At 51.2% G+C, this 24,768-nt stretch carries 22 protein-coding genes; 10 read left to right on the top strand and 12 right to left on the bottom strand.

What is annotated here, in order from left to right; genetic code table 11:
• Positions 1 to 2: 2 nt before the first annotated feature.
• The 3 genes from BEB54_RS09565 to fimA all read right to left on the bottom strand — a co-directional run bounded on the left by BEB54_RS09565 (position 3) and on the right by fimA (position 4,097).
• Positions 3 to 2,612 carry a fimbrial biogenesis usher protein gene (locus BEB54_RS09565; protein WP_001308462.1) on the bottom strand — a complete coding sequence of 870 codons (2,610 nt, stop codon included), beginning with the start codon at positions 2,610 to 2,612 and terminating at the stop codon, positions 3 to 5.
• A 30-nt stretch (positions 2,613 to 2,642) separates the two neighbouring features.
• On the bottom strand, positions 2,643 to 3,335 hold the full coding sequence (gene fimC / locus BEB54_RS09560) for a type 1 fimbria chaperone FimC (RefSeq protein WP_105277232.1): 693 nt from the start codon (positions 3,333 to 3,335) through the stop codon (positions 2,643 to 2,645).
• Between the two features lie 219 nt (positions 3,336 to 3,554).
• Positions 3,555 to 4,097: a type 1 fimbrial major subunit FimA gene (gene fimA / locus BEB54_RS09555; RefSeq protein ID WP_000776555.1), complete on the bottom strand. Its 543-nt coding sequence runs from the start codon at positions 4,095 to 4,097 to the stop codon at positions 3,555 to 3,557.
• Between the two features lie 471 nt (positions 4,098 to 4,568).
• Between fimA and folD the strand changes: the two genes are divergently transcribed.
• The 3 genes from folD (at position 4,569) to BEB54_RS09540 (ending at position 6,278) form a co-directional block, all read left to right on the top strand.
• Entirely contained in the window at positions 4,569 to 5,435 is an 867-nt protein-coding gene (gene folD, locus BEB54_RS09550; RefSeq protein ID WP_000729155.1) for a bifunctional methylenetetrahydrofolate dehydrogenase/methenyltetrahydrofolate cyclohydrolase FolD, read from the top strand.
• Between the two features lies 1 nt (position 5,436).
• The gene (gene ybcJ / locus BEB54_RS09545) at positions 5,437 to 5,649 is read left to right on the top strand and encodes a ribosome-associated protein YbcJ (protein WP_000190288.1); all 213 of its coding nucleotides are present in this window, start codon (positions 5,437 to 5,439) and stop codon (positions 5,647 to 5,649) included.
• Positions 5,650 to 5,756: 107 nt separating this feature from the next.
• The gene (locus tag BEB54_RS09540; RefSeq protein WP_105277231.1) at positions 5,757 to 6,278 is read left to right on the top strand and encodes a metal-dependent hydrolase; all 522 of its coding nucleotides are present in this window, start codon (positions 5,757 to 5,759) and stop codon (positions 6,276 to 6,278) included.
• A gap of 35 nt (positions 6,279 to 6,313) precedes the next feature.
• Here BEB54_RS09540 and cysS read toward each other — a convergent pair whose 3' ends face one another.
• Positions 6,314 to 7,699 carry a cysteine--tRNA ligase gene (cysS, locus tag BEB54_RS09535; protein ID WP_105277230.1) on the bottom strand — a complete coding sequence of 462 codons (1,386 nt, stop codon included), beginning with the start codon at positions 7,697 to 7,699 and terminating at the stop codon, positions 6,314 to 6,316.
• Between the two features lie 173 nt (positions 7,700 to 7,872).
• Between cysS and ppiB the strand changes: the two genes are divergently transcribed.
• The 4 genes from ppiB (at position 7,873) to purK (ending at position 10,784) form a co-directional block, all read left to right on the top strand.
• Positions 7,873 to 8,367, top strand: a complete 495-nt coding sequence (gene ppiB, locus BEB54_RS09530; RefSeq protein ID WP_000256002.1) for a peptidylprolyl isomerase B — start codon at positions 7,873 to 7,875, stop codon at positions 8,365 to 8,367.
• A gap of 2 nt (positions 8,368 to 8,369) precedes the next feature.
• Positions 8,370 to 9,092, top strand: coding sequence for a UDP-2,3-diacylglucosamine diphosphatase (gene lpxH / locus BEB54_RS09525; protein WP_032302619.1), 723 nt, complete (start codon positions 8,370 to 8,372; stop codon positions 9,090 to 9,092).
• 118 nt (positions 9,093 to 9,210) lie between these two features.
• Positions 9,211 to 9,720, top strand: a complete 510-nt coding sequence (gene purE, locus BEB54_RS09515) for a 5-(carboxyamino)imidazole ribonucleotide mutase (protein WP_001295318.1) — start codon at positions 9,211 to 9,213, stop codon at positions 9,718 to 9,720.
• The gene (purK, locus tag BEB54_RS09510) at positions 9,717 to 10,784 is read left to right on the top strand and encodes a 5-(carboxyamino)imidazole ribonucleotide synthase (RefSeq protein ID WP_105277229.1); all 1,068 of its coding nucleotides are present in this window, start codon (positions 9,717 to 9,719) and stop codon (positions 10,782 to 10,784) included. Before purE ends, purK begins: the two co-directional genes overlap by 4 nt.
• Before the next feature lie 233 nt (positions 10,785 to 11,017).
• Here the strand turns inward: purK and BEB54_RS09505 are convergent, their stop codons facing one another.
• Genes BEB54_RS09505 through BEB54_RS09490 form a run of 4 tightly spaced genes read right to left on the bottom strand, consistent with a single transcriptional unit; the run spans position 11,018 to position 15,673 of the window.
• Complete coding sequence (locus tag BEB54_RS09505; RefSeq protein ID WP_105277228.1) at positions 11,018 to 11,914, bottom strand: carbamate kinase; 897 nt, start codon at positions 11,912 to 11,914, stop codon at positions 11,018 to 11,020.
• On the bottom strand, positions 11,911 to 12,726 hold the full coding sequence (locus BEB54_RS09500) for a DUF2877 domain-containing protein (protein WP_105277227.1): 816 nt from the start codon (positions 12,724 to 12,726) through the stop codon (positions 11,911 to 11,913). The genes BEB54_RS09505 and BEB54_RS09500 overlap by 4 nt, the downstream gene beginning before the upstream one ends.
• Before the next feature lie 10 nt (positions 12,727 to 12,736).
• On the bottom strand, positions 12,737 to 13,996 hold the full coding sequence (locus BEB54_RS09495; protein WP_000495348.1) for a DUF1116 domain-containing protein: 1,260 nt from the start codon (positions 13,994 to 13,996) through the stop codon (positions 12,737 to 12,739).
• A 9-nt stretch (positions 13,997 to 14,005) separates the two neighbouring features.
• The gene (locus BEB54_RS09490; RefSeq protein ID WP_105277226.1) at positions 14,006 to 15,673 is read right to left on the bottom strand and encodes an acyl-CoA synthetase FdrA; all 1,668 of its coding nucleotides are present in this window, start codon (positions 15,671 to 15,673) and stop codon (positions 14,006 to 14,008) included.
• Positions 15,674 to 15,989: 316 nt separating this feature from the next.
• On the opposite strand from BEB54_RS09490, the gene allD reads away from it, so the two are divergent.
• From allD to allE, 3 genes are read left to right on the top strand one after another with little or no spacing between them, the layout of a single operon-like run.
• Positions 15,990 to 17,039 carry an ureidoglycolate dehydrogenase gene (gene allD / locus BEB54_RS09485; protein WP_088541942.1) on the top strand — a complete coding sequence of 350 codons (1,050 nt, stop codon included), beginning with the start codon at positions 15,990 to 15,992 and terminating at the stop codon, positions 17,037 to 17,039.
• Between the two features lie 21 nt (positions 17,040 to 17,060).
• Positions 17,061 to 18,296, top strand: a complete 1,236-nt coding sequence (allC, locus tag BEB54_RS09480) for an allantoate deiminase (RefSeq protein ID WP_105277225.1) — start codon at positions 17,061 to 17,063, stop codon at positions 18,294 to 18,296.
• A gap of 10 nt (positions 18,297 to 18,306) precedes the next feature.
• Positions 18,307 to 19,092 (top strand): (S)-ureidoglycine aminohydrolase, encoded by a 786-nt coding sequence (allE, locus tag BEB54_RS09475; RefSeq protein ID WP_000540959.1) that lies wholly within the window; start codon positions 18,307 to 18,309, stop codon positions 19,090 to 19,092.
• A gap of 129 nt (positions 19,093 to 19,221) precedes the next feature.
• Here allE and glxK read toward each other — a convergent pair whose 3' ends face one another.
• Genes glxK through BEB54_RS09455 form a run of 4 tightly spaced genes read right to left on the bottom strand, consistent with a single transcriptional unit; the run spans position 19,222 to position 24,623 of the window.
• Positions 19,222 to 20,367 carry a glycerate 3-kinase gene (gene glxK, locus BEB54_RS09470; RefSeq protein WP_105277224.1) on the bottom strand — a complete coding sequence of 382 codons (1,146 nt, stop codon included), beginning with the start codon at positions 20,365 to 20,367 and terminating at the stop codon, positions 19,222 to 19,224.
• Between the two features lie 21 nt (positions 20,368 to 20,388).
• The gene (locus BEB54_RS09465; RefSeq protein WP_032302608.1) at positions 20,389 to 21,690 is read right to left on the bottom strand and encodes a uracil/xanthine transporter; all 1,302 of its coding nucleotides are present in this window, start codon (positions 21,688 to 21,690) and stop codon (positions 20,389 to 20,391) included.
• A gap of 56 nt (positions 21,691 to 21,746) precedes the next feature.
• Positions 21,747 to 23,108 carry an allantoinase AllB gene (gene allB / locus BEB54_RS09460; protein WP_088541939.1) on the bottom strand — a complete coding sequence of 454 codons (1,362 nt, stop codon included), beginning with the start codon at positions 23,106 to 23,108 and terminating at the stop codon, positions 21,747 to 21,749.
• A 60-nt stretch (positions 23,109 to 23,168) separates the two neighbouring features.
• On the bottom strand, positions 23,169 to 24,623 hold the full coding sequence (locus tag BEB54_RS09455) for an allantoin transporter (protein WP_105282178.1): 1,455 nt from the start codon (positions 24,621 to 24,623) through the stop codon (positions 23,169 to 23,171).
• Positions 24,624 to 24,768: the final 145 nt, after the last annotated feature.

The following is a 24,768-nucleotide window of genomic DNA, read 5'->3' as shown; positions in this document are numbered from 1 at the left end:
CTTTATGAGCCAGGATGTGTGCAAACTGCCGAAATAACAGTGACGGCTTGCTGTAAGCTTTGCTTCGGCAATACATAGTGCGCAATGCAACGTGAGTTCGCGCCGTCTCCCCACTGAACCAGTAATTCACCAGACAATGGCGCACCACTTAAATAAACTTGCCCGTCATCACCCACCATACTGGTTATTCCGGTACTGTTTTCCCGTACCAGTGATCCAAACGGCACCGGTTTTCCGCCCTGGGTAACGGTAATGAGCGCCCGCACGCCTATGCGGGTATCAAAATTGGCACGAACCAACGCGCCTTGCGTCGGCACAACGCTGCTAATATTTTTTTCAACATCAATGGAATTCCCCATCGTATTGGTATCAAGCGCGATACGGTTATACCGATAAACCGTGGCATACGGCATCACCGCATAGCCGCGCCAGTCGGTTAAAATTCCAGTTTGATTTTCAATGCGTACACCGCCTGCGCCAGGCGCTTTAATCAAAACATTGGTATCCCCTAAAGGCTGGCTCAGCGTTATACCATTTTCATGCCCGACCACACCGCCAGACAGCTGCCAGTTAACGTCATGTTGATCGCGGTCGTAGTTATACCCGACCCCCAGCGTACCGTAAGCGGCCTGCCAGTTTGCCGTGGCGCTGCCCGTGTACCCATTATTCGAGGTATCGCCCTGGCTTACGTGATAACTCAGGTTGTGGCCTTCCAGTAAGGTCCCTCCAACGCCTGCCAGCCAGCTATTTTGCCCGTTGCTGTTACGGTTGGCGTTAAAGGAGGCATAAGCGCGATCGAGCGCATTTTCCCGGGTGTAGCGACGTTTGGTCAGAACATTGAAAGGCACTGAAACATTAAGTCCGACAATACGTTCGTTATCGGGGATCCCTACAGATTCATTCCACGAAAATGAGAGTGAATAACTGATGCCAACCCAGCTGCTGGTATACCCCACCTGATACCAGGTATCTGAATCCGAAGTATTCCAGTATTTTTGATGGGTACCAGAAATATAAAGCGAGCCAAAGTCATTAAGTGATTGTGAAATATTTAACTGCAAACGGTCTTTACGACTAAAGCGTAAATTGTGGTAATTCACGATTATCGGTTCATCGCGATGCTCACCGTCATAATCGTAATCATATTCGTACCCCTCCATTCGACGATACGCAACATCATCAAGGGTATAAAAACCTTGTGTCGAATAGCGGTAACCCATTAACTGAAAATTGGTGCCGAAAGTGTTCATTGATTTCGCATAGAGGAAGCGAATGGAATCCCCCTCATGACGACTGTCGTCGGCTAACTGACTGCGCGCATGCGTTACATCCAGCGACACTGCGCCCCAGTTCCCGAGGTTGCGCCCCAGCCCTAACAAAAAGGCGGTGTAATTTGCAGATAATTGCGTCCCGCCGTAGGCAGTAAATTCCTGTGGTAAACCGCCGAGTGCCGTGCCCTGAAAAAAGAAAGGCGACGATTGCTGACTATTACCGCTACGAAAATCGCCCGCCGTCAGGTCAAATTTGAAACGCCCTTCGCGTTGTAAAATTGGCACTGTTGAATACGGAATAGTGTAATTCTGCTGATTACCATCGCGCTCATCGATGGTGACGTCCAGATCGCCATTTGAAGATGTCGGGTGCAAATCTGTAATTTCGAAAGCGCCGGGGGAAACATAGCTTTGATAGATAATAAAACCATTTTGCCGAATCGTTAGCTGGGCCGCCGTACGGGCAATCCCACGTACCGTTGGGGCAAACCCTTGCTGGCTATCTGGATACATATTATCAGAAGAATAAAGCCGTACACCTCGAAATCCGACGCCATCGAAAATATCACTCCCTGTATTACCGTCTCCCATTACCAGTTCACTTTTCAGCGGAATAATGGCGCGCTGTACCCAGGTGCCAATATTATTCCACTGTTCTGAATGATATCCATTTCCGCGAAAATAGTTCCAGGAACCATTGTTGCGTAAACGCCACGGGCCAATATTAATCCCACTGAGTTCACTAAAAAAATAGCTATCGTTACCATTACCTCTGTTACCGGTAAAATTATAATTCAGGAGTAAAGCAGGAATACCTTCATCCCACTCTTCAGGCGGAATGTAACCGTGAGCGCTACTCAACAACGCTATCTGAGGAATAGTGATGTTCAGGCGCATCGCTGCAAAATCAAAGTTAATTGTGGCATCAGGTACAGCTTTCAGTAAATTAATGCATTTATTATTTTGCTGCTGGGCTAACTCGGGGAATGCACTGCTATTAAGGCCAATTCGTTCAAGGAGTGCCTGGTTAAAACAAGGCATTAACCCACCTGATTTATCACCTGTATTTACTGTCGTCGATTCAAATACGATATCCTGTGAACCAATGAACTCATCATTACGCCAGAGATCCACCCGATACACACCCGCAGGTTGATGATTACCTCTCTCAAAGCGCGATAAATCAGCAACGGATGTGCCATTCTCTAATAAAAATGCCGGGTTGAAATAACTTTCCGCATAGCTTAAAAAGGAGGGTAAAATGGCAAGAGATGAATAACAAATTCCGGCCAGACACCAGGTATACCTCTGCGGAATATCCGTAGTAGTCGGTATTTTCATAATTAGCTCTGATATTGTCAGATGATTCGGTTAGTTTAAGTTCACTTCTCTGACCGGGGTTACTGAACCATAATCATTAACGGTCTGAAATTTCAGTTTTCCCTGTATTCCTGAGGGTAAGGGAATTTGTGAATTAACTCTGGGTGCAGCCATAGCATTCCCCAACTTTTGGCTGCCCACTTGCAGGTTAACCAGGGTGACATAAAAAGGTGATGGATTATGAACATTGATATAGTTACCGGATCGCGAAAACTTGAGTGTGTCCGGCGCTTCTGCGGGTAATTCTTGTAGTTGAATTGGACGGAGAAATAACTTCATGCGCGATAAAATCGCCAGTTGCAAAACATTCCTGCCGTTCAATGCATTTTTATCTACCGAAGGGATCGTCTTAACATTCATCCAGAACAAAGACTCACGATCTGCCGCCAGCGGTGGACCGGTGTAAATAATACGCAAGGTATTTTCGCTTTTGGGTTCACTAACAAACAGTGGCGGTGTAATGATGAATGACTTTTCTTTTACACCGCTACTGTTTTCAATCCACGAATTGACCAGAAAGCGCTCATTGGTATGGCTATTTCTAATCCATACCGCAGTCTGTTTAGCATCAGCGGGATAAATAATACGCGTGGCACCTAATGCGATCCCTCCGGCAGCATGGGCGCTGGCCGAAATGATTAAATAAAATATAATGAGCATCAATAACTTTATTTTAGTCATCATAGTTAATACGCCTTGTGTATTCCTGACGGCAAAAATAAGAAATATAAAGAAATGATTGCTTTGGTTTATTACAACACATCATTCCCTTTTCATTTAATAAAGCGGCATGATACAAAGTGAACATGATTTCGATTTACATTGCCACCATACCGCTTCAGACAACCGGTACATTACTTTGTTATAAGACGTGATATATAATTCAAAACAACGTTGTTTTGATTATTCGTATCTCATAATAAAAGTCGCGTCAGCATTTGCTTGCCCTGCTGATGCACTTGTACCGGTGCCTTTATAACGTGCAGAAAAATGAAGAACGTTGGTCCCGGGGATCAAGTTCTGGTTGGTTGAGAAGCTATTCCCATCAGGTTTGAGAATTGCGGATGTATTATCAAGTATTTCAATACCGACACCCGTTGCTGTTGTTGTATTGGTACTGGATGCAATGGCCAATAAATTATCATTGATTGCATCCGCCTGACCAGAAAATGCAACGGCAGCATTAGCGGCAACAACAGGATCGCAGTCGTTCAACTGTATAGTGAATGGAATTAATGCAGAGGTATTACCAACAGCATTGAAAATATCGGTACGATATTGACCGAGTGTGACAACCTGGTCTGCCGAGTCAGTATTCACTGAACAGGCAGCATTCACCAGTTCGCCTTCAAAGTGAATTGTACCGCCATCTACAACGGCAGCATAACTACCCGTAGCGGCGAATAGTGCGGCAGCCAGCGCAGACGAAATAAATCTTAATTTCATATATATTCCTTCAATCTCATTTATCGACTCCACATCCGTATATAACCGATTACTTTATTTAAGACACTGATAGTAGTAAAATTCCTTTTTATCCTCTAAGAATGTCTTAATTGAAAATATGCACTCTATTCTAAAAAATAGAGAGCCCCGTTAGATGAATATTTCCGCGCAAAATATATTCAACACAAATATAGACCTGAAGCGGTAAATTACCAGGCTGAAAATTCTTTTTATATTGTCAGGTATTTCTTAAATTATCTTAATCCTTAGACAAGGAAATAAATCAGTTCCAGATTTACAACGTCATCATGGACGAAAAATGAAGCTTTCAATTTCAGCGACGGTGCGCCTCACCTTCGCAAGAGGTCGCTTCACGCGATAAATCTGAAACGAAACCTGACAGCGCGCCCCGCTTCTGACAAAATAGGCGCATCCCCTTCGACCTACGTAACAGATGGAATCCTCTCTCTGATGGCAGCAAAGATTATTGACGGTAAAACGATTGCGCAGCAGGTGCGCTCTGAAGTTGCTCAAAAAGTTCAGGCACGTATTGCAGCTGGACTGCGGGCACCAGGACTGGCCGTAGTACTGGTGGGTAGCAACCCTGCATCGCAAATTTATGTCGCAAGCAAACGCAAGGCTTGTGAAGAAGTCGGGTTCGTCTCCCGTTCTTATGACCTCCCGGAAACCACCAGCGAAGCGGAGCTGCTGGAGCTTATCGATGCGCTGAATGCCGACAACACCATTGATGGCATTCTGGTCCAACTGCCGTTACCGGCGGGTATTGATAACGTCAAAGTGCTGGAACGAATTCACCCGGACAAAGACGTTGACGGTTTCCATCCTTATAACGTCGGTCGTCTGTGCCAGCGCGCGCCGCGTCTACGTCCTTGCACCCCGCGTGGTATCGTCACACTGCTTGAGCGATACAACATTGATACCTTCGGTCTTAACGCCGTGGTGATTGGCGCATCGAATATCGTCGGTCGCCCAATGAGCATGGAACTGTTGCTCGCAGGTTGCACCACCACCGTGACTCACCGCTTCACTAAAAATCTGCGTCATCACGTAGAAAATGCCGATCTATTGATCGTTGCCGTCGGTAAACCGGGCTTTATTCCTGGTGACTGGATCAAAGAAGGCGCGATTGTGATTGATGTCGGCATCAACCGTCTGGAAAATGGCAAAGTTGTGGGCGACGTGGTGTTTGAAGACGCGGCTAAACGCGCCTCATACATTACGCCTGTTCCGGGCGGCGTTGGCCCGATGACGGTTGCCACGCTGATCGAAAACACGCTACAGGCGTGCGTTGAATATCATGATCCACAGGGTGAGTAACATGGCGACATTTTCTTTAGGTAAACATCCGCACGTTGAGCTGTGCGACTTGTTGAAGCTGGAAGGCTGGAGCGAAAGCGGTGCGCAGGCGAAAATCGCGATTGCTGAAGGCCAGGTGAAAGTCGACGGCGCGGTTGAAACGCGCAAACGCTGCAAAATCGTCGCCGGTCAGACAGTGAGTTTTGCAGGTCACAGCGTACAGGTTGTTGCCTGATCCCTTTTCCGGCCTGTATCAACAGGCCGGTTCTCTTTTCAGACTTTTGCCCTCTACGCCCCGTTCATCCATGCTGATAGCATCGACATTTTGCCGAAGCGACCATCATGCCAACCGTTATTACGCACGCCGCCGTTCCCCTTTGCATTGGTTTAGGGTTGGGGTCGAAAGTCATCCCTCCGCGCCTGTTATTTGCCGGAATCATCCTGGCGATGCTGCCCGATGCCGACGTATTGTCGTTTAAATTTGGCGTTGCTTACGGCAATGTTTTTGGTCATCGCGGGTTTACCCATTCGCTGGTGTTTGCGTTTGTTGTCCCGCTGTTATGTGTGCTGATTGGACGTCGATGGTTCAGGGCTGGGCTGATTCGCTGCTGGCTGTTTTTAACCGTTTCGTTGCTATCGCACAGCTTGCTGGATTCAATCACCACTGGCGGCAAAGGTGTTGGCTGGCTGTGGCCGTGGTCAGATGAACGCTTTTTCGCTCCCTGGCAGGTGATTAAAGTCGCGCCGTTCGCGTTGTCTCGTTACACCACGCCGTACGGGCATCAGGTGATTATTTCTGAATTGATGTGGGTGTGGTTGCCGGGGATGCTACTGATGGGAATGTTGTGGTGGCGCAGACGATAACCGGATGCGAAAACTCGCATCCGGCAATAGCGCAATTACTTACGACGCCAGGTGGTCCCTTGCGGGCCATCTTCCAGCACGATCCCCATCTCGTTAAGACGGTCACGCGCCGCATCTGCCGCCGCCCAGTCTTTCGCTTTACGGGCATCCAGACGCTGTTGAATTAAGGCTTCAATCTCAGCCACTTCGCTGTCGTCTGCCTGCGCGCCGCTTTGCAGGAATGCTTCTGGTTCTTGCTCCAGCAGGCCCAGCACGGCAGAAAGTTTACGCAGATGAGACGCCATTGCGTTCGCCGCTGCCATATCTTCTGCTTTCAGACGGTTCACTTCACGCGCCATATCAAACAGCACGGAATAGGCTTCCGGGGTGTTGAAATCGTCGTCCATCGCTTCAATAAAGCGCGCTTCAAACGCTTCGCCACCCGCAGGAGCAACGGTTTTATCTGTGCCGCGCAGCGCAGTGTAGAGACGCTCCAGCGCCGCGCGTGCCTGCTTCAGGTTCTCTTCGCTGTAGTTCAGCTGGCTGCGATAGTGGCCCGACATCAGGAAGTAACGCACGGTTTCCGCGTCGTAGTATTTCAGCACATCGCGCACGGTAAAGAAGTTACCCAGCGATTTGGACATCTTCTCTCGGTCAACCATTACCATCCCCGAGTGCATCCAGTAGTTCACATACTGACCATCATGGGCACAGGTGGACTGAGCGATTTCGTTTTCGTGGTGTGGGAACATCAGGTCTGAACCACCGCCGTGGATATCAAAGTGGTTACCCAACTGCTTGCAGTTCATTGCCGAACATTCAATGTGCCAGCCTGGACGGCCTGCGCCCCACGGAGACGGCCAGCTCGGTTCGCCCTCTTTCGACATCTTCCACAGAACGAAGTCCATCGGGTTGCGTTTGTCGTCGACCACGTCAATGCGCGCGCCTGCCTGCAGCTGGTCGAGATCCTGACGCGACAGCACGCCATAGGTTGGATCGGTCGGTACGTCGAACATCACGTCGCCGTTGTCCGCCACATAAGCGTGACCTTTGGCGATCAGTTGCTCAGTGAGCTCAATAATTTCTGCGATATGGTGCGTCGCGCGCGGCTCCATATCCGGGCGCAGAATGTTCAAAGCATCAAAATCTTTGTGCATTTCGGCGATCATGCGATCCACCAGCGCTACAAAGCTTTCGCCATTTTCATTGGCACGCTTGATGATTTTGTCGTCGATATCGGTAATGTTGCGCACATACTTCAGCTTATAGCCGAGGAAACGCAAATAGCGTGCAACCACATCAAAGGCAACAAAGGTACGCCCGTGACCGATATGACAGAGATCGTAAACGGTGATTCCACACACGTACATGCCGACTTCCCCGGCGTGAATAGGCTTAAATTCCTCTTTTTGGCGTGTCAGAGTATTGAAGATTTTTAGCATCGAAGATTCCGTTTAGACATGTGTGGGTAATTGAGTTGCGTATAATACCCATATTTCCCGCGCGAATCAGCATACATTGCGTGATGATCCGATCGTGCGGTTATGCTATAACACCACCCTATATATGACCCAAATCGGGTTGAAGCACCAATCAAACGGAACAGGATGCAAAAATGGTTACTTTCCACACCAATCACGGCGATATTGTCATCAAAACTTTTGACGATAAAGCACCTGAAACAGTTAAAAACTTCCTGGACTACTGCCGCGAAGGTTTTTACAACAACACCATTTTCCACCGTGTTATCAACGGCTTTATGATTCAGGGCGGCGGTTTTGAGCCAGGCATGAAGCAAAAAGCCACCAAAGAACCGATCAAAAACGAAGCCAACAACGGTCTGAAAAACACCCGCGGTACGCTGGCAATGGCCCGTACTCAGGCACCGCACTCTGCAACTGCACAGTTCTTCATCAACGTGGTTGATAACGACTTCCTGAACTTCTCTGGCGAAAGCCTGCAAGGTTGGGGTTACTGCGTGTTTGCTGAAGTGGTTGAAGGCATGGACGTGGTTGACAAAATCAAAGGTGTAGCAACCGGTCGTAGCGGTATGCACCAGGACGTGCCAAAAGAAGACGTTATCATTGAAAGCGTGACCGTTAGCGAGTAATCGTGGCGACACTCTTTATTGCAGATCTTCATCTCTGCGTGGAAGAACCGGCGATCACCGCCGGTTTTCTGCGTTTTTTAGCGGGGGAAGCCCGCAAGGCCGACGCGCTGTATATTCTTGGCGATCTGTTTGAAGCATGGATTGGCGATGACGATCCCAACCCACTCCATCGCCAGATGGCCGCAGCGATCAAAGCGGTATCCGATTCCGGCGTTCCCTGTTATTTCATTCATGGCAACCGTGATTTTCTGCTTGGCAAACGCTTTGCCCGTGAGAGTGGCATGACGTTATTGCCGGAAGAAAAAGTGCTCGAACTTTATGGTCGTCGGGTGTTGATTATGCATGGCGACACGCTGTGCACCGATGACGCGGGTTATCAGGCTTTTCGCGCCAAAGTCCACAAACCCTGGCTGCAAACGCTATTCCTCGCCCTGCCGTTGTTTGTGCGTAAACGCATTGCCGCGCGAATGCGCGCGAACAGCAAAGAAGCCAACAGCAGTAAATCGCTGGCAATCATGGACGTTAACCAAAACGCGGTGGTCAGTGCGATGGAAAAACATCAGGTGCAATGGCTGATCCACGGGCATACCCATCGCCCGGCGATCCATGAACTGATCGCCAATCAGCAACCTGCTTTCCGCGTCGTGCTGGGTGCCTGGCATACGGAAGGTTCAATGGTGAAAGTCACGGCGGATGACGTTGAGTTGATCCATTTTCCATTTTAAAAAAACGCGCAACTTTGCTGATTTTATAGCCGCGCAACCGTTTTCCTTGCTCTCTTTCCGTGCTATTCTCTGTGCCCTCTAAAGCCGAGAGTTGTGCACCACAGGAGTTTTAAGACGCATGTCTTCCCGCAATAATCCGGCGCGTGTCGCCATCGTGATGGGGTCCAAAAGCGACTGGGCTACCATGCAGTTCGCCGCCGAAATCTTCGAAATCCTGAATGTCCCGCACCACGTTGAAGTGGTTTCTGCTCACCGCACCCCCGATAAACTGTTCAGCTTCGCCGAAAGTGCCGAAGAGAACGGTTATCAGGTGATTATTGCGGGCGCAGGCGGCGCAGCGCACCTGCCGGGCATGATTGCCGCCAAAACGCTGGTGCCAGTGCTGGGTGTGCCAGTACAGAGCGCCGCACTGAGCGGTGTCGATAGCCTCTACTCCATCGTACAAATGCCGCGCGGCATTCCGGTGGGTACGCTGGCGATTGGTAAAGCTGGCGCGGCAAACGCGGCGTTACTGGCAGCACAAATTCTTGCAACTCATGATAAAGAACTGCACCAGCGTCTGAATGACTGGCGCAAAGCCCAGACTGATGAAGTGCTGGAAAACCCGGACCCGCGAGGTGCGGCATGAAACAGGTTTGCGTCCTCGGTAACGGGCAGTTAGGCCGTATGTTGCGCCAGGCAGGCGAACCGTTAGGCATTGCTGTCTGGCCGGTCGGGCTGGACGCTGAACCGGCGGCGGTGCCCTTTCAACAAAGCGTGATTACCGCTGAGATCGAACGCTGGCCGGAAACCGCATTAACGCGCGAGCTGGCACGCCATCCAGCCTTTGTGAACCGCGATGTGTTCCCAATTATTGCCGACCGTCTGACTCAGAAGCAGCTTTTCGACAAGCTTCACCTGCCGACTGCACCGTGGCAGTTACTTGCCGACCGCAGTGAGTGGCCTGCGGTGTTTGATCGTTTAGGTGAACTGGCGATTGTTAAGCGTCGCACTGGTGGCTATGACGGTCGCGGTCAATGGCGTTTACGCGCCGATGAAACCGCACAGTTACCGACTGAATGCTACGGCGAATGTATTGTCGAGCAGGGCATTAACTTCTCTGGCGAAGTATCGCTGGTTGGCGCGCGCGGCTTTGATGGCAGCACTGTGTTTTATCCGCTGACGCATAACCTGCATCAGGACGGTATTTTGCGCACCAGCGTCGCTTTCCCGCAGGCCAACGCACAGCAGCAGGCGCAGGCCGAAGAGATGCTGTCGGCGATTATGCAGGATCTGGGCTATGTGGGCGTGATGGCGATGGAGTGTTTTATCACTCCGCAAGGTCTGCTGATCAACGAACTGGCTCCGCGTGTGCATAACAGTGGTCACTGGACACAAAACGGTGCCAGCATCAGCCAGTTTGAGCTGCATCTGCGGGCGATTACCGATCTGCCGTTACCGCAACCGGTGGTAAATAGCCCGTCAGTGATGATCAACCTGATTGGTAGCGATGTGAATTATGACTGGCTGAAACTGCCGCTGGTGCATCTGCACTGGTACGACAAAGAAGTGCGTCCGGGCCGTAAAGTGGGGCATCTGAATTTGACCGACAGCGACACATCGCGTCTGACCGCGACGCTGGAAGCATTAATCCCGCTGCTGCCGCCAGAGTATGCCAGCGGCGTGATGTGGGCGCAGAGTAAGTTCAGTTAACCTGGTACTCATATTCCTGCCGGATGCGGCGTGAACGCCTTATCCGGCCTACTAATCCGGTACCCATTGTAGGCCTGATAAGACGCGTCAAGCGTCGCATCAGGCATGGTGCGCCGATTACCGGATGCGGCGTGAACGCCTTATCCGACTACCAATCCGGTACCCATTGTAGGCCTGATAAGACGCGTCAAGCGTCGCATCAGGCATGGTGTGCCATATGCTGGATGCTCCCATCACGACAGCGAAATACAGGTCCCCGCTTCGCCCGCCAGCGTCTCTTCAATCCGCGATAACGCCCCAATCCACGCAGGTTTACCACGGCTTCTGACATAGCCACTTACCGCCGTCACCTTCGGTCCCATCGCCCCATCGGCTTTGGCAAATGGCGCTAACTCATCCGGTGTGGCATGGCGAATGGCGCGTTGCTGCGGCGTTCCCCAGTTTTCATAAACCGCGTCAGCATCGGTGAGGATCACCAGTCCATCGGCATTAATCTGCTCGGCAAGCAACGCCGCGGCGAGATCTTTATCAATCACCGCTTCACTCCCTGCTCCGTCATCCGTCACCGGAACACCGCCGCCGCCACTGCAAATCACCACATGCCCCTCTTTGAGCAACAACTCGATGGCTTCACTGTCGAGAATTTTACGCGGTTGCGGAGACGCCACCACCCGGCGTAAATATTTACCATCACGTTTCATCTGCCAGCCATAAGCCGCTTCCAGTGCCTCTTGTTCTTCTGGCTGATAAACCGGGCCGATAAACTTCTCTGGCTGCAAAAACGCGGGATCATCAGACGAAACCTCAATGCGCGTCAGCACCGTCGTGACAGGCGGCATCTGCGGCTGTGCGCTCAAGCTCTGCGCCAGCATATAGCCAATCATCCCCTGGCTTTCCGCCACCAGCACATCCAGCGGATACGGTTCTACCTCTTTCCACGCCAGATTCTGTAACGCCAGCAGCCCCACCTGTGGCCCGTTGCCGTGAACAATCGCCAGCCGATAAGAACGGGCCAGGCGCGCCAGTGCGGGTACAGCACTGGCAATGTTGCGATATTGATTTTCTGCCGTCAGCGCTTCGCCGCGCTGGAGTAAGGCGTTGCCCCCAAGAGCTACAACCAGTGTTTTCATGGTGTTCCTTGTAATAATTGTTGACCAAGCCAGAACCCCAGCAGCGTATCGGCCCCTGACGTATGCCCCAGCGCCAGCAGCGAATCAATCGCCACAGCAGTACGTTTCGGGCAACTCAGAGCATGAACAAAGTGCAGGAGTGGCGAGGCGAAATATCCTTGCGCGGCATAACGTAAATAATTAACGCTCACCGCTGTGGTAACGAGTTGAAGATTGTCGGAACAGGCAAAAAACGGGCGACCGGAGCGCGCATCTAAAGCGCCATAATACCAGGCTGCCAGCAGCATTCCCGTTAGCGTGTCATCATGACTCGGCGTTAATCCCGGCCCTTTACCCAGCCAGTGCCGCCAGTCGGTCTTAACGCCATTGAGCGCGGCCTGAAAACAGTGACGAAACTGGCGTAATTCAGCAGGCAGCGGATCGCCTGCCGCCAACGCCAGCGGCCCGAAAAGCCCGGTTTCCTCCGCGCGTTGCATCCATGTAGCTGCAAGCGGTTGAGGATGCGCAGGCGGCGTAATACGCAGCAAACAATAACGCTGTGGCTGTTTAACCGTGAAACGCCCGAGGCGAATCCCTTGAGCCATAACCTGCGGTCGTTCATTGCCGCATAATCCACCGCATAACGCATCGAATTGTGCGCGGCGAAGCACCCATCCTCCGGGACCGAAACCACTTCCCTGACGATGCAGCGTTAACAATTCACCGCTTTCCGTCATCAGGTTAATCGCCCGCCGCCACACGCCCGCTAACCGCCAGGACTGGCGATAATTCGGTGCACTACGACTGGCAAGCAGAGGATGGATGATCGTCATTGCGCGTTCCTCAACCAATCCCCATGCTTTCAGCCAGAGCTTCCAGCGCCTGTTCAAAGCACGCCAGCGGTGCCCGTACAGTGCCTGCACCAATCTGCCCGATCCCCGCCTCTTTATGGGCGATACCCGTATTGATGAGTGGTGTAATGCCGGTTTCTACCACGCGACGAATATCCAGCCCCAGACACGCGCCCTGGAAATCCCAGCCGGGGATCTGCAACTGCATATTGCGTTCAAGGAAGATTTCCGCCATCTCTTCAGATACCGCTCTGGCCGCTTCCATGCCACCCGCACCGACAAAGCGCGTTACGCCAGGGGCGGCGATCATTGCCGCACCACCGATACCAAAGGTTTCGGTAATCGCGCTATCGCCCATATCCGGGTTCGCCTGCTCCTGCGAGAAGCCGGTGAAAAACAGACCTTGGGGAGTGTTTACAGGCGCAGTAAACCAGCGTTCGCCCAGCCCGCTGACCCGAATCCCGAACATATTGCCGTTGCGGGTCATAGCCGTGACGATGCTGCCTGCGCGGATCATCGCACCAGCATCCATCGCCGCCTTGCAATAGGCCATCGCGAGGTTAAGGAAGAACTGATCGGTCACGCTGAGGAAATCCATCACTTCCGCAATGTGCTGTTTATCATGATCGAGGCGAGCAATTTGTGGGGCCAGCGCACGCATTAACAGTGCTGAGGAAGCAATATTGCGCTGATGGAATTCATCGCCCATGGTAATGCCCTGCGCCATCATCGCGGTGAGATCGATACCGCGCTCCATGCGCCCCAGCGCCGCGCTTAATACTGGCATTAACACATCGCGCATCCAGCGATGGCGAGTCAGGACATCTTCGCCGTAAGCGCCAAAACGCATCACTTTGCCGATACCTTCGTTGAGGTTGCAGTACGCCCGATTGCCGTCGGTCACGTTCTCGACCACCAGCATCGGCATACTGGCAGAAGTAATGCCGCCCATTGGCCCGACAGCATTCACATGGTGACAAGGAATGAAGTTCACTTCCCCCTGCTCCAGCATTGCCAGTGCCTGCGCTTCATCTTTCGCCCAGCCTTCAAACAGACATGCGCCCACACATGCCCCTTTCATGGGTCCGGTCATCTCCTGCCAGCGCATCGGCGGCCCGGCGTGAAGCAGTGTTTTACCCTGATTTAATTCATTAATTAGTGAAGAAGCCGGTTGCACATCCAGCCAGTGTGGACGAGCGCGACGAATTTGTTCGATAACCGCAGCATTGGCTTGCGCCACTGATGTAAACATGGGAACCCCTTATTGCAAACGTTCTAATAAACGAGCCAGTTTTTTATTGCCGCCGGCGACTGGCGACCATTGGTAATGCACAACCGGTTTGCTGGCGCTTTGTAGTTCCAGCGCAAAGCTGCGTAACCCGATGTTAATCACGGCGACGTTTTCCAGTAGTGACGGTGTGTGTGGCTGTGTGGCAGGCAAGAGCGGATGAATTAACGCCGCCGCCAGCAAGGTGGCTTCCGGCAGCGAACTCACTACCGCGATCCCTGCATCTTCCAGCATGGCGATTTGCTGCGAACGGCATTGCGGGTCACGTTCAGTGCCTGTCACTGTGGCAATGGCATACAGTAGTTGATTGTCTGAACGCGCGGCACAGGCTTTTTGCCAGGCGCTTACCAGCGAGGCTGCAGGATCGGCAGTCGCACCGAAGCCAATCACCACATCAAGCAGCAATACGCGCACTTGCGGTTTAGCGCCGAGATCGGCAATTAACTGGTTGCGTAAGGTTGGGTCGATCATCGGATGGGGACGCCCGACGGTGTAGAAATCATCGCCGAGGTCAATGATCTGGTGACCATCGGCGTCCAGCATCATGCCGTGATGATGGGTATCGTCAGCTACCACGCCAAGGTGCGCGGCGAGTAATCCCGCCGCTTCGGCGGCTAACGTACCGCCGGTATACAGGCCGCAAATAAATCCACTGCTGGCAGACGCTATCGCGTTACGTCGCGCCGTAACGCGTGAAAGCAGGCAAGCCAGGCGTGCAGCCTCATCCAGCGAGGAGGCAAACCAGACATTCTCGTCGCGGGCCACCGCCGGGATATAACCTAAAAACAGCGCCACCGTTGGTTTGCCGGTTGCTTTCATGGCATTAACAATTTTCAGACGCACAGCTTCGGCAGGCGGTTTTGAAACAAACGCCAGCACTTCGCTTTTCTCATCTACACTGAGCATTTCCAGCGCCGTTAGCGCACTGATGCCGCCCACTTCACGGCTGAGATCGCGCCCGCCAAGACCAATCGCGTGAGTAATTCCCTCACCTGCCAGCGCAATCTGTGAGCACAGCTCCTGAATCCCGGTACCGGAAGCGCCAATGACGCCAATGTTGCCTTCCGGCATCACGTTAGCAAAAGCCAGCGGCGTGGCGGCAATCATCGATGTACCGCAGTCCGGCCCCATCACCAGCAAACCTTTTTCCCGCGCGCGGGTTTTAAGTTGGATTTCATCTTCCAGCGTGACGTTATCGGAGAACATCATCACGTTGAGGTTGCGATCCAGCGCCTGGTTCGCCAGTTCCGCCGCATACTCGCCAGCCACTGAAATCAGCGCCAGATTGGCATTGGGTAATTTCTGACTGGCACTGTCCCAGCGACGTACCTGCGTCAACGCCTGGCTGCTGCCCGTTCCCTGCGCCAGTTGCTTTAGCGCCTCTTCAAGCTGCCGCATAATCGCCTGCGCGATCCCTGCATCCGCCGCTTCGCTACGAATCGCCACGCAAATATCGTTCGGCGTGGCGTTATTAAAATCGTCATGCCAGAAACCTGTAGTCTCTAATAACGCTTTATTGGCGGGCGTACCCATCATTACGGAAACATCATCAACATTTTCTGATTCGCTGAGTTTTCGTGAAATAATCATTAAACTGACCGAATCCTGAAAACACCCTTTTTTAATAAAGGCGTGGATCATAACAACTCCTTAAAAATTGCACCCATGGCAATTGCACGAGCAGTGTTAATGTGGCGATTACGGTATCGATGACAACGAGTAAATAAGGTGATGAATATCACACAGACATTATTAACAAAAGAATTCAAATAACCGCCAGACTATTACGCGTTATTTTTTAATAAGCATAGTTGTTTTAAAAACCAGGTTAAAAGCGAGCGGATTATCAAATAAATTCTAACTATATTTTTTTGCCTGTCTGGATCACATAATCCAGATATTTTCCCTGTATGTTAATTGCAGTCATGCTTCACACCGTCGTTAAAAAGGAAGACAGATGAAAATCAGTCGGGAAACACTCCACCAGCTAATCGAGAATAAACTCTGTCAGGCTGGGTTAAAACGTGAGCACGCTGCAACCGTGGCTGAAGTATTGGTTTACGCCGATGCCAGAGGGATCCACTCTCATGGCGCGGTGCGCGTTGAATACTACGCAGAGCGCATATCAAAAGGCGGCACCAACCGCGAACCAGAGTTTCGTCTTGAAGAAACCGGACCGTGCTCGGCAATTTTACATGCCGACAATGCCGCCGGACAGGTCGCGGCAAAAATGGGTATGGAACATGCCATCAAAACCGCCCAGCAAAAAGGCGTTGCGGTGGTCGGTATCAGCCGGATGGGTCACAGCGGCGCAATCTCTTATTTTGTACAGCAGGCAGCCCGCGCCGGATTGATTGGCATTTCGATGTGCCAGTCCGATCCAATGGTGGTGCCGTTTGGCGGCGCGGAAATTTACTACGGCACTAACCCACTGGCCTTTGCCGCGCCGGGAGAAGGCGACGAAATTCTTACTTTTGATATGGCGACTACCGTACAGGCATGGGGAAAAGTGCTCGACGCCCGCTCGCGCAATATGTCTATCCCGGATACCTGGGCGGTCGATAAAAACGGTGCACCAACCAGCGATCCCTTCGCGGTTAACGCCCTGCTCCCGGCTGCCGGACCGAAAGGTTATGGCCTGATGATGATGATCGACGTCCTCTCAGGCGTCTTACTCGGCTTACCGTTCGGGCGTCAGGTCAGTTCGATGTATGACGATTTACACGCCGGACGTAATTTGGGGCAATTACATGTAGTTATTAATCCGAACTTTTTCTCCTCCAGCGAATTATTCCGTCAACATCTTAGCCAGACCATGCGCGAATTAAATGCCATTACCCCCGCGCCCGGTTTTAACCAGGTTTATTATCCCGGACAGGATCAGGATATTAAGCAACGCAAAGCCGACGTTGAAGGCATCGAAATTGTTGATGATATTTATCAGTATTTAATTTCCGACGCGCTTTATAACACGTCATACGAAACGAAAAATCCCTTTGCGCAATAATTGTTGAGACAGGACTTTCTTATGATTACACATTTCCGTCAAGCTATAGAAGAAACGCTGCCCTGGCTTTCCTCTTTTGGCGCTGACCCAGCGGGTGGGATGACCCGTTTACTTTATTCGCCGGAGTGGCTGGAAACCCAGCAGCAATTTAAAAAAAGAATGGCAGCAAGTGGGCTGGAAACACGTTTCGATGAAGTGGGGAATTTATACGGCCGCCTGAACGGCAGCGAATACCCTCAGGAAGTGATTCTGAGCGGTTCGCATATTGATACCGTGGTTAACGGCGGTAACCTCGACGGACAATTCGGCGCACTGGCGGCGTGGCTGGCGATTGACTGGCTGAAAACGCAATACGGCGCGCCGCTGCGAACGGTCGAAGTGGTGGCAATGGCGGAAGAAGAAGGCAGCCGCTTCCCGTATGTCTTCTGGGGCAGTAAAAATATCTTTGGGCTGGCGAATCCTGACGACGTGCGGAATATCTGTGATGCCAAAGGAAATAGTTTTGTCGATGCAATGAAGGCTTGCGGATTTACTCTGCCGAACGCCCCACTAACTCCGCGCCTGGACATCAAAGCCTTTGTCGAACTGCATATCGAACAGGGTTGTGTGCTGGAAAGTAATGGTCAGTCAATTGGCGTGGTGAATGCGATTGTCGGGCAACGTCGCTACACGGTGACGCTGAACGGCGAATCAAACCATGCAGGCACCACGCCGATGGGTTATCGTCGTGATACGGTTTACGCTTTCAGTCGCATTTGCCATCAGTCAGTTGAGAAAGCGAAAAAGATGGGCGATCCGCTGGTGCTGACCTTTGGCAAGGTGGAGCCGCGCCCGAATACGGTGAATGTAGTGCCGGGTAAAACCACGTTCACTATTGATTGTCGTCATACCGACACTGCCGTGTTGCGCGATTTTACCCAACAGTTAGAAAACGACATGCGGGCGATTTGCGATGAAATGGACATTGGTATTGATATCGATTTATGGATGGACGAAGAACCCGTGCCGATGAACAAGGAGCTTGTCGTCACCCTGACAGAATTGTGTGAAAGCGAAAAACTGAATTACCGGGTAATGCACAGTGGTGCCGGGCACGACGCACAAATTTTCGCGCCTCGCGTGCCGACCTGCATGATTTTCATTCCCAGCATCAACGGGATCAGCCATAACCCGGCGGAACGCACTAATATTAACGACCTTGCCGAAGGGGTCAAAACGTTGGCACTCATGCTTTATCAACTTGCCTGGCAGAAATAAGGAGTCATAAATGGGATATTTAAATAACGTCACCGGTTACCGCGATGATTTACTGGCTAACCGTGCGATTGTTAAACACGGTAATTTCGCGCTGCTAACCCCGGACGGTCTGGTAAAAAATATTATTCCGGGCTTTGAAAATTGTGACGCGACAATCCTCTCCACGCCAAAGCTGGGGGCCTCTTTTGTTGATTATCTGGTCACACTGCATCAAAACGGCGGCAACCAACAGGGCTTCGGTGGTGAAGGAATTGAAACGTTCCTGTATGTGATCTCTGGAAATATCACTGCCAAAGCCGAAGGGAAAACATTTACCTTAAGCGAAGGTGGTTATCTTTATTGCCCGCCAGGCTCCTTAATGACTTTTGTTAACGCCCAGGCCGAAGACAGCCAAATCTTTTTATATAAGCGTCGCTATGTTCCGGTAGAAGGTCATGCGCCGTGGCTGGTTTCTGGCAATGCCAGCGAACTGGAACGCATTCATTATGAAGGCATGGACGATGTTATTCTGCTGGATTTTCTGCCCAAAGAGTTAGGTTTTGATATGAACATGCATATCCTCTCTTTTGCGCCAGGTGCCAGCCACGGTTATATCGAAACTCACGTCCAAGAACACGGTGCCTATATTCTTTCCGGTCAGGGGGTTTATAACCTCGACAATAACTGGATCCCGGTGAAAAAAGGCGATTACATCTTTATGGGCGCTTATTCCTTACAGGCCGGTTATGGCGTAGGGCGTGGTGAAGCGTTTAGTTATATTTACTCGAAAGATTGTAACCGCGACGTTGAGATTTAAGTCATACCACACGCCTGATTATTTTTAGCTATGTTGGATTTTGCCACGGTTTATACCGTGGCTTTTTTTGTAGTCAATTCAGGTAAAAAAAAGATGCGATATAAATCGCATCCGCTTTAAAGGTAAGAGTCAGTTTTTAATTCCCTGACCTATTTTAATGGCGCAGGCAATATTTCGCGCACAGTTGAAGAGATTGGTTTCACCGCTGGCGAGCACTTCGGCTAAAGGTGCCAGACGTGGCAAAATGCTGAATACCGCGTCAATGCCGTACTGGTGCACCACTTCCACGCCATCACCCAATACGCCAGCAATCCCAATCACCGGTACATTAAACTGCTTCGCCACCGATGCCACACCCAGCGGCGCTTTACCGCCTGCCGTTTGCGAGTCGATGCGCCCTTCCCCGGTGATCACCAGTGCTGCACCCTGCACCGCCTGCGCAAGATTGACCGCATTCAACACAATCTCAATACCCGGTTTAATATCCGCATTGAGGAATACCGCCGCCGCAATGCCCATGCCTCCGGCAGCACCGCCGCCCGCCATCTGGCAGACGTTGATTTCAGTTAGCTGTTGTAAAACACGGGCGTAATTTTGCAGCCCCTGTTCCAGCTCTTCGACCATTTCTGGCGTTGCCCCTTTTTGCGGGCCAAACACCGCCGCCGCGCCGCGTGCCCCTACTAACGGATTATCTACATCGCACGCTACTTCAATATGGCAGTTCGCCAGGCGCGGATCGCACTCCTCCATCTCAATGCTTGCCACGCGCGCTAAATTGCCGCCGTTAGCCACCAGCACCTGACCGTCGGCATCGAGAAAACGCACACCGAGCGCCTGCGCCATGCCCATACCGCCGTCGACCGTCGCGCTACCACCAATGCCGAGAATAATATGGCGAATATCGTTATCCAGCGCATGGCGAATTAACTCCCCCGTACCAAAACTGGAGGCCAGCAACGGATTACGCTTTTCAGGCTCGACCAGCATCAGGCCACTTGCCGCCGCCATCTCAATCACCGCCGTTTTCCCGTCGCCGGTAAGGCCATAAAAAGCATTCACTGTTTCGCCCATCGGCCCACAGACTTCAAGCGTCACAATGTTGCCGCCCGTCGCGGCGACCATCGCATCCACCGTTCCTTCGCCGCCATCCGCTATCGGCAAACAGATATAGTGCGCATCGGGAAAGAGGGTCGAAAACCCGGCTTTAATTGCCTGACAACATTTTTCTGCACTTAAGCTCTCTTTAAACGAGTCTGGCGCAATGACAATCTTCATTATCAATCCTTTTTCAACAAATTATTCGATGCGTTCCCACGGAATAAGATTATCCATAAGAACAGCCAGTAAAATTCCGACCAGTAAGCCGTTACTGAGCAGAGGACGAAGCGTTAATGGAAGGTCTTGCAGATACACAGGCGGTAATGCCATTAAAAATATGCCGACAAATAACGGCAATGCGAGTCGATAAATATTGCGAGCGGTAAACGTGATTTGCTGGCTAAACACCAGCGCGGAAAAGAGTAAAGGCAGATAAGAAACCAGCATGACCGCGCTACTCACTGGTAAGGGGATACTGCAAAACAGTCGCGTGAGTGCCGGAACCAGTGCCACCAGCAGGCAAATAACGCTGCCATAAATAAACGAACGCCGCGTGTAATCGCCAGTCTGGGTTAATAAACCAATGGATGAAACAAACGGTGAAAATGGAATTACCGCCAGCGGCACGGTTATCAGCGTCATAAATCCGGTCGCCACAAAGCTGCGACGATAACGCGTATTCCCCGCGCCCTGTTGCGGATAAAAAACATCCGTGCCACGAATCGCACCGTAGGTATTGCTGATATTTACCAGACCTGTAATCACCGCCGTCAGAATAATCCCCGGCAACAAAGCACCGCCACTGCCAAGCGGGAACCACTGCCAGTGCAACTCACCGGAAAGCGAGTGCGAAGAAGGAAAGCAAAAGTACCACAACAACCAGCCGGTTATGGTACCGACCAGCAGGCCATAACGGGCAAAACGTTGCGGCAGGAAGATAATCATCGCCAGTACCAGGCACATCACCGCCACCGAGAGAGCGAACGGCGGTAACTGAATTTTAAAATTCGGGTCGGCTATGCCAAACGGCAGGCCGAGCATACCTTTGAAAAAGATAGTGGTCAGCTGCGCGCCCAGCATCAACATAAACAAGACCATCACAGACGGCGTAAATAACCGCGCCAGGCGATGACCTAATCCGCTAAAACCAATCAACATCGTCAGCACGCCAGAAATCGCAATCCCTACCGCCAGACTGGTAGCGATATCGTTGATCGGGGTCCCGCGCGATGCTTCGCCAAGGGTGATAGTAAGGATGGTTCCCCACCACAGGCCGCCCGGACCTTCCATAATAGCGCGACGATGACCGCAGAACGCCTGAGCGAAACAGGCCAGCGCGGTAGCAAGAAAAGCATATTGCGTGAGCGTAAGCAGGCTACTTTGCGGCAACTGAAAAGCCGAAAGTAGCGTAGGAGGAACCACAACCGTGTTGCAAAAAATAAAGAAAAACCACTGAAATCCTGATAACAGGCTTTCACGGCTCACTGCAAAATTGAACATAAACACACCTTAACCGGAGAATGCCCGCCGCAAGGACGGGCATTGCAGGGGCCAGATTACTGCTGATGTTTAAGGATAAATTGACCTTTCGGCGCAACAGGGAAGCCCTGTTCGATGTCGTAAATCACATCACCACGTAAGAGGGTTTTCGTGATACGCGCGCCAATGGTACGGCCAACATACGGGCTGACTTTGTGGCGATATTCCAGATCGTCATTGGTAAGAACATAGCTGCTATTCGGCTGAATGAAGACGAAGTCGGCATCTTTTCCTGGGGCGATACGGCCTTTTTGCTGCAGACCGAAAATATCTGCTGCGTTAGTCGCCATTAATTTGCCGAACATCGGCAGAGACATACCGCGTTTCTGTACCGCTTCATCGAACATCACGTCCATGCAGCTTTGCAGACCGGCGATACCGCCCCATGCTTTCATGATGTTACCGGCTTTCATTTCCGGCGGGCATGGAGAGTGGTCGGAAACCAGGCAGTCGATTTCACCGTTAAACAGTTTTTCCCACATGCCTTTCTGGTTTTCCAGATCGCGGATCGGTGGTGAACACTTCGCCAGAGTACCGATTTCTTCGAACTGATCGGTATCCAGTACAAAGTAATGCGGGCAGGATTCACAGGTAACGTCCTGGCCTTCCTGACGCGCACGAGTCACCTCTTCAACACCTTCCGGGCTGCTGATGTGGCAAACGTGCAGACGGCAACCGGCGACTTTCGCCAGGTACAGTACGCGGCGAATCGCTTCCACTTCGGTAAACACCGGACGCGAAGCCACATAGTCATGAGCGGTTACGCGACCTTCGCGCTTCGCTTCTTCGCCCAGTTCGTCACAGATCAGCGCATTTTCGCAGTGCACCAGCACTGGCTGACCCAGTTCGCCCAGCTTCTGTGCGCCTTTGAAAAACTGCCAGTCGTTTACGTCACGGAAGTCGTTGTCGATACCGCGATCGCCACAGGTTGCAACGAAGCATTTGAAGCCGACAACGCCCACTTCATCCAGCTCATGCAGACGGTCGATGTTGTAAGACACCAGGCCACCGAGTTGCGCCGCATCGATAGTCAGCTTGCCTTTAGCGGCATCAAACTTCAGTTCAATCGATGCGCGGTCAACCGTTGCAGGCAGCTGGTTGAGCGGCATTTCGATCATGGTGGTGATACCACCTTTTGCCGCTGCGCGAGTACCCGTTTCATAACCTTCCCAGTGGCTACGACCCGGTTCAGAAATATGGGTGTGCGCATCAACCATGCCTGGCGAAACCACCAGACCAGACGCATCCATAACTTCTATTGCATCGCCCAGATCCTGACCGATAGCAGCAATTTTTCCGCCTTTAACGGCGATATCTACAACGCGAGCTTCGTTTTCTAAAATAACGGTGCCGTTTTTAATGATTAAATCAAAAGACATAACAAACTCCTTGTAAAATACAGATTGGATTTTTAACTCAATGTTCAATATCGGGATTAATTAACCTGTGACTTTTTGTTCTCCTGTTTTTTCTGCTGCAGTACGTTTCTTTAATAAGGCGTAGGCCGCAAAGGCGACAATAACGCCGACAAACCATGAAACGCGTGATAAAGACTCCATGAACGGAATAAATTTACCACCGAGAGATAAAATAACGGCGACCAAAGTTACTGAGAACGCGGTAAGGTTAAAGCCGTTATCGTAATATTTGAAATCCCCTGCTGCGGTATACAGTTCATCAAGATTAATTTGTCCGCGCATCACCACAAAATAATGCGCCATCATCACACCAATTACTGGACCCAGCATTCCGCCGATAATATCGAGGAACAGATAAATGCTGTCCTGATTTTCCATTAATTTCCACGGACAGATCAGCAAACTGATAATACTGGCAATCAGTACGCCGTTTTTATAGGTCAGTTTCGTCGGTGCAATAGCGGCTATCTGATAACCAGCCGGAATAATATTACCGGTGGCGTTAGTGGAGATAGTCGTCATCAGAATAACCAGTACCGCAAAGAACGAGGCAAACAGGCTATCCCAACGCTGAACAATATCCAGCACGTTCCAGGTGTCAGCGCCGTAGTGAATACTGGCTCCGGCAATAATACATACCCCGGCGACCGCAAACAGAATATAGGCCACAACTAAACCCAGCGTTTGCCCCAGCGCCTGCTCACGAAACGAGTGGGCGTTTTGCGTAAAGTCGGATGCGCTCACCGCCGGTGCCGCCCAGACCGCAACTACCGCGTTAATCACCACCAGGAACAGGAAGCCACCGTTTTCTGCTTTCTGAATACCGCTCGGAATGTAGTCAAAGATTGGACCGATCCCGACCAGCGAAATCGCCCAAATCGCCATACCGCCGAAGACAACATAGATACACGGGTTAAGAATGGCGGTGAATTTATTTAAAACTTTGCCACCACCGAAACCGATTCCGACGTTCACCAGCCAGAAGAGTAAGAAAGTGATTAAGCCCGGTAGAGAAAGCCCTAACAGGGTAAAATCACCACCGAGAGTTAAAAATCCCGGCCAGATTTTGCCAATCAGGATCAAGCAGGCCAGCGATCCTGCGTAACATTGCAGGCCAAACCACATAATGGCAGCAATCCCGCCTCTTAATAATCCGGGAAACAGTGCACCACGTACGCCATAAGAAGCACGCAGGATCATGGCAAATGGTACGCCGTATTTACTGCCCGCAGCACCGTTTAATACCATTACCGCGGCAATGAAAAAGGCGCTGAGGATAATTGCCAGCATAATACTAAAGGTAGACAAGCCGAGAATAAAAAAGCCGCCGACCATCACATAATTGGGAACGTTATGAACCGAACCCATCCATAAGGTAAAATAGTTAAATGTTTTCCAGGTCCGCTGGCTTTGCGTTTTCGGCAATAGATCTTCGCTATAGCCGCGTTGCTGGAATAGTTTTCTCTGATGTTCCATAAATCCCTCTTAATTTCACGTATCGAATAACGTCTTTTTAATCTAGCTATGAGGAACAAATAAAATAAAAATATTATTTTTAATACTGAAGCAACATCTTTGGCTGCTTTCTTTTTTTAATATTGCTGGCCGATTCATTTTCTGA

The organism is Escherichia sp. MOD1-EC6021 (assembly GCF_002965245.1).
Classification (GTDB): domain Bacteria; phylum Pseudomonadota; class Gammaproteobacteria; order Enterobacterales; family Enterobacteriaceae; genus Escherichia; species Escherichia coli_F.
This window is presented reverse-complemented; position numbering and strand designations above follow the sequence as displayed.

Excerpts from the sequence above, each read along its gene's own strand:
- fimC (WP_105277232.1), bottom strand. The coding sequence starts at position 3,335 with ATGATGACTAAAATAAAGTTATTGATGCTCATTATATTTTATTTAATC.
- BEB54_RS09465 (WP_032302608.1), bottom strand. The coding sequence starts at position 21,690 with ATGTTCAATTTTGCAGTGAGCCGTGAAAGCCTGTTATCAGGATTTCAG.
- BEB54_RS09505 (WP_105277228.1), bottom strand. The coding sequence starts at position 11,914 with ATGAAAACACTGGTTGTAGCTCTTGGGGGCAACGCCTTACTCCAGCGC.
- allD (WP_088541942.1), top strand. The coding sequence starts at position 15,990 with ATGAAAATCAGTCGGGAAACACTCCACCAGCTAATCGAGAATAAACTC.
- allE (WP_000540959.1), top strand. The coding sequence starts at position 18,307 with ATGGGATATTTAAATAACGTCACCGGTTACCGCGATGATTTACTGGCT.
- ybcJ (WP_000190288.1), top strand. The coding sequence starts at position 5,437 with ATGGCGACATTTTCTTTAGGTAAACATCCGCACGTTGAGCTGTGCGAC.
- allB (WP_088541939.1), bottom strand. The coding sequence starts at position 23,108 with ATGTCTTTTGATTTAATCATTAAAAACGGCACCGTTATTTTAGAAAAC.
- BEB54_RS09490 (WP_105277226.1), bottom strand. The coding sequence starts at position 15,673 with ATGATCCACGCCTTTATTAAAAAAGGGTGTTTTCAGGATTCGGTCAGT.
- BEB54_RS09565 (WP_001308462.1), bottom strand. The coding sequence starts at position 2,612 with ATGAAAATACCGACTACTACGGATATTCCGCAGAGGTATACCTGGTGT.
- glxK (WP_105277224.1), bottom strand. The coding sequence starts at position 20,367 with ATGAAGATTGTCATTGCGCCAGACTCGTTTAAAGAGAGCTTAAGTGCA.
- ppiB (WP_000256002.1), top strand. The coding sequence starts at position 7,873 with ATGGTTACTTTCCACACCAATCACGGCGATATTGTCATCAAAACTTTT.
- allC (WP_105277225.1), top strand. The coding sequence starts at position 17,061 with ATGATTACACATTTCCGTCAAGCTATAGAAGAAACGCTGCCCTGGCTT.
- BEB54_RS09500 (WP_105277227.1), bottom strand. The coding sequence starts at position 12,726 with ATGACGATCATCCATCCTCTGCTTGCCAGTCGTAGTGCACCGAATTAT.
- fimA (WP_000776555.1), bottom strand. The coding sequence starts at position 4,097 with ATGAAATTAAGATTTATTTCGTCTGCGCTGGCTGCCGCACTATTCGCC.
- BEB54_RS09455 (WP_105282178.1), bottom strand. The coding sequence starts at position 24,623 with ATGGAACATCAGAGAAAACTATTCCAGCAACGCGGCTATAGCGAAGAT.
- BEB54_RS09495 (WP_000495348.1), bottom strand. The coding sequence starts at position 13,996 with ATGTTTACATCAGTGGCGCAAGCCAATGCTGCGGTTATCGAACAAATT.
- folD (WP_000729155.1), top strand. The coding sequence starts at position 4,569 with ATGGCAGCAAAGATTATTGACGGTAAAACGATTGCGCAGCAGGTGCGC.
- purK (WP_105277229.1), top strand. The coding sequence starts at position 9,717 with ATGAAACAGGTTTGCGTCCTCGGTAACGGGCAGTTAGGCCGTATGTTG.
- purE (WP_001295318.1), top strand. The coding sequence starts at position 9,211 with ATGTCTTCCCGCAATAATCCGGCGCGTGTCGCCATCGTGATGGGGTCC.
- cysS (WP_105277230.1), bottom strand. The coding sequence starts at position 7,699 with ATGCTAAAAATCTTCAATACTCTGACACGCCAAAAAGAGGAATTTAAG.
- BEB54_RS09540 (WP_105277231.1), top strand. The coding sequence starts at position 5,757 with ATGCCAACCGTTATTACGCACGCCGCCGTTCCCCTTTGCATTGGTTTA.